Genomic DNA, 4061 nt, shown 5'->3' with positions numbered 1-4061 from the left:
CCCCAGACCCCGGATCATGGTCTCGCTCTGGGGTACGTAGCCACAAGACTCATTCACGGAGGAGCCGGATGGTGGAAATCTCCTTGTCCGGATCTGGCGAGGGCCCGGGGTAGGCGACTGCCCCGGGCTACTCTACAGCGGGTCTTCGAGTTCCCGAAGGATCAAGTCACCACACCCGTTACCGACTGCACGATCGCAATATGCACTTTGTCGGTATCCATCGCATCCGTCATCTGCAAGTCACTCGCTGCCGCCATCAGGTTCTGGATCGTCTGCTCGATGTTGTCGCTTTCGATTTCATACATCGCCAAGTAGCGATACGGCTGATCATCTACCACTTGGGGCTCGGCCAACCGGAATCGTTGTGCAGAAAGAAATCCATCGATCTGCAAGACTTCCGCCAGGTGCACATTGGTATACCAGTCGTTGAACTCGGCTTCCTTGCCCGGCATGGGGTTGCTGTAGACACTGTAGTAGGTTTTCATTTCGCCTCGCCCAGCTCTTGCAAGAGATGAAGCCTTGGACTCGTTTTGGTGCTTGGCTGCAGTTCAAGACGCACAATCGCAACCTTACGCTGAACTCTCCTCGCAATCGAGGACAGGTGATTCAGCACGAGCGATTCGGCCCCAGTCCGGGCTCGACTAGTTCCAGAACGGTGCCGTCGGGATCTTTGAAGCAGACGAAGCGTGAGGGCATTCCCGATTCAGGCGGCATGCTGACAGGTTCCGACAGAAATTCTGCACCAGCGTCTTTGAGTCTTGCCATGTCCGCATCCAGGTCTGTCGTTGCTAGAGCGATGCGCGCGATTCCGTAGTGATAGAGATGGTCGTAGGGCGGAGCTTCGTCCTTTGGCTCTATCCACTCGAGCAGATTGATGATCATTCCTGACTTCACTTCTGGGCCAGAGAGTTCGAGGAGTCCACCCTTGACCCTGGATGGAGTCATTCCCACCGCGGCCGCCCGTTTCGCGGGGTTGGTTTCGGGAACTCGCAAGGCTTCCTTGAAGCCGAGCACTTCGTAGAAGGCCCTGGAGCAATCGTAATCGCTGCAATTGATGTTCACGTGGATCATTCCCGCTATCGCCATTCTGCGCTCCAATCGAAGGCCGACTTCTCGATCTGCAACGATGCACTATGCGGACTGCCGATGATCGTCGACCGTAGGGCGCTCGCTCAACCGCCAGGCTCGTCGAGCGACAGCGCCATGGGGTGGTCCGGACTTCCGAAGTCCACGAGCTCGATCACATTGCCGTCGGGATCCCGGCCGTAGACGCTGCACGAACCCCCCGAGCCCACAGGCGCGCTGTTGAAGGACATTCCTGCGTCTTTGAGCCGCACGTACTCCGAGCTCAGATCGGTCACGTCCAAGCAGATATGGGTGAGCCCGTGGTCGTTCACGGGGCGCTGCGGGTCCCCGGGCGACGGCGCTGGCGATTCGAACTCGAACAGCTCCAGCATCGCGTTGCCCTTCTTGAGCATGGCCATCCGAGCGGCCGAGTCTTTCAGGCCGATCAGGGTGTCCACGCTCTCGACACCCCGCTGCCAGGCCCCGTTCACCAGGACCTCGAATCCCAGCAGGTCGCGGTAGAACGCAATCGCGCGGTCAATATCCGGCGTCGAGATAGCAGTGTGATGAATTCCGCGAATCACGGCAGATCTCCCTCTGGTCGACATGCGCGCGCGGTCCGCCCGCGGGCCTCGCGAATCGTACCAGGACCACATGCCGTCCAGTCAAGGCCTGGGGCGTGGGCCGCCTCCAATTACCAACCCGGATTCAGTGGCGCGATGTAGAAGATATCGGCCTTGCGCTGACTGAATCGCCATTCGCCATCGACCCGCTCGAACTCATCGAAATAGCGGCCTGCCCCGGTCGTCGGAACCGATGTATTCGCATCGCGGGCGGTCAGTTCGAAATAGCAGTCACCCGATGCACGGTCTCCATGGACGGCGATGCGATGATTGTGCGTAGTGTGGCTCATGTCCTTGAGCAGTAGCCCCACGAAGTTCCGGAAGAAATTCACCACCTCTTCCCGGCCGTTCGAGATGAACGCGGGTGGTGCTTTCTCCTGCAGGTCCGCGACGAGCGGAGGCAGCCCTTCGGGACGAAACTGAAAATCGCAATGGGCATCGTGGGTGAAATGGTCCGCGACGAGCTCAGCATACTTGCCATCGTCGACCAGGAAGCAATAGGTTGCCATCAACTCCTTGATCCTCTCCCGATCTTCGAGAACTTGAATCCGCTCTTCCATGTCCATGTCCGGTTCTCCAGGTGCGCACTTCTCGCCAGCGCTCGCAGTTGGAAGCGTAGAGGCCGCTCTCTCTGGCGCACAATCGAAGCGAGAGTAGCCGGCGCGGACGTTCGACACTCGAAGCTCGGGCTAGAGCCGTGAGGCAGCCAACTGGGTCAGGTAGGCGTTCTCGCCATCAGCAACCGTCATCGACATCGCATCTCGCAGGAACATCTCGCAGGGGTATTCCCTCGACAGGCCGTTTCCGCCATGGATCTGTACAGCGAGCGTGGCGATTTCCAGCGCGGAGTTCGTGCAATAGACCTTGGATGCGATCGAGTGCTCGAGCTTCACGGGCACGCCGCGCTTCATCGCCGTTCCGTTGTAGATGAAGACCCCTCGAGAGAGGGTCCGACAGGTTTGCAGCAGGGTAAACATCCTGAAGAGTCGAGTGCGAACGGATTGGTGCTCGATGATTGGCCTCCCGCCCTGTATGCGCTCTCTTGCGTACTCCAGGGCGGCCTCATAGGAGGCTCGGGCCAACCCCGCTGCAATAACGCCGACGCCTGCATTGAAGAGCGAGAGATGCGCATCCATGTAGGGTGCGAATGCGTTCTGGTCCAGCAGCATGAAACGTTTCGGAATTCGCACGTCGTCGAAGAAGATCTCGCCCTGGGTCATCGAGCGCACGCCGTGCTTTTCGAGTGGCTCTCCCCGGCTCACTCCCGGAAGGTCGAGAGGCAAGACGCAGATGCCCCCCTGGTCCAGTTTGCCATCGGGGTTCAAGTGGACGTTCAGAAGGGCGTGAGTTGCGATGGGGCCGTTGGAGACCCAGGCAGCCTTCTGCCCGTTCAGGACATAGTCTTCTCCGTCCGGTCGGGCAATGAGTTGGCCTCTCGCCTTGACGGCCATGTCCGCCTGCATGACGCCCAGCATATCCGAGCCGTGATCCGGTTCCGTCACTGCCCAGCAACCGATGATGGAGCCGTCCGTACAGGTAAAGAAGGGGCGCGCAAATTCATCGACGATCTCGCTGCTCCCCAATGCAAGTGCGATGGTGGCATGCGTGGAAGCCAACGCGATCGCTCCGGCGAGCCCCGCGTTGCCCCACGCCAGCTCTTCGTTCACCAACACGGCAGCCCGGGGTGTCATCTTGACGCCCCCCATTTCCTCCGGAGCACTCATGCGGCTGAACCCGAGTTCGGCAGCCTGTCGCAGGACATCGAACAGAGGGGAGTCACGGGCCGTTGCTTTTTCCGGTGTCATCCTGTCGATCTTGATTCCGGCCGGACGCAAGACCTCATTGGCAAAGGTGTGGGCCGCATCCTTGAGCTCCAGCTCTTCTGCGGTGAGGTCGATGTCATAGTCGATGTGATCCATGGTGATCCGCGCCTTCTGCGTTCTCGATATTCGTCTGCGTTGATATCGCTCAGCATTTCTGTCCTGCCCTGCAGGCCCACCCTCGGACGATACATCGTTCAATGGCAAGCTTCACGACGGGCTGCTGGATTGGCAGGTCTTCTACGCGCTCGGGGAAGCAAAGGTCTTGATCGAACGCTGGCGCCTGGAGTGCAGCAGTTTCAGGCCGCACAGCGCCTTGGGCTACCGGCTTCCGGCACCCGAGGCGGTGCCGTGGACACCACCTACCGGGCTTCAGTCCGCTGACACGGTAGCTCCAACATAGGAAGCGGACGACTGTTGGCGATCACGAGAAACCGTAGAAATCTGATCATCTAGCCGTGGTCGCGCGCGAGTGCTGGTTTCTCGTCAGAACGGCGAATCGGTGTCGGTCGGATCGGTGTCGAGTTCGCGATCGAGAGCCGCGAGGTAGTGT

At 59.7% G+C, this 4061-nt stretch carries 6 protein-coding genes; 1 reads left to right on the top strand and 5 read right to left on the bottom strand.

Annotated elements, in window-relative coordinates; translation table 11 throughout:
* Positions 1-161: 161 nt before the first annotated feature.
* The 5 genes from GY937_09835 to GY937_09815 form a co-directional block, all read right to left on the bottom strand.
* Complete coding sequence (locus tag GY937_09835; GenBank protein ID MCP5057010.1) at positions 162-485, bottom strand: hypothetical protein; 324 nt, start codon at positions 483-485, stop codon at positions 162-164.
* A gap of 121 nt (positions 486-606) precedes the next feature.
* A complete protein-coding gene (locus tag GY937_09830) occupies positions 607-1086 on the bottom strand; it encodes a VOC family protein (protein MCP5057009.1) in 480 nt (159 codons plus the stop codon).
* Between the two features lie 86 nt (positions 1087-1172).
* Entirely contained in the window at positions 1173-1649 is a 477-nt protein-coding gene (locus GY937_09825; GenBank protein MCP5057008.1) for a hypothetical protein, read from the bottom strand.
* A 110-nt stretch (positions 1650-1759) separates the two neighbouring features.
* Positions 1760-2254 carry a nuclear transport factor 2 family protein gene (locus GY937_09820; protein MCP5057007.1) on the bottom strand — a complete coding sequence of 165 codons (495 nt, stop codon included), beginning with the start codon at positions 2252-2254 and terminating at the stop codon, positions 1760-1762.
* 123 nt (positions 2255-2377) lie between these two features.
* Complete coding sequence (locus GY937_09815; protein MCP5057006.1) at positions 2378-3607, bottom strand: acyl-CoA/acyl-ACP dehydrogenase; 1230 nt, start codon at positions 3605-3607, stop codon at positions 2378-2380.
* A 58-nt stretch (positions 3608-3665) separates the two neighbouring features.
* On the opposite strand from GY937_09815, the gene GY937_09810 reads away from it, so the two are divergent.
* A complete protein-coding gene (locus GY937_09810; protein ID MCP5057005.1) occupies positions 3666-3911 on the top strand; it encodes a transposase in 246 nt (81 codons plus the stop codon).
* Positions 3912-4061 lie beyond the last annotated feature (150 nt).

This window comes from bacterium, from assembly GCA_024228115.1.
Taxonomy (GTDB): domain Bacteria; phylum Myxococcota_A; class UBA9160; order UBA9160; family UBA6930.
This window is presented reverse-complemented; position numbering and strand designations above follow the sequence as displayed.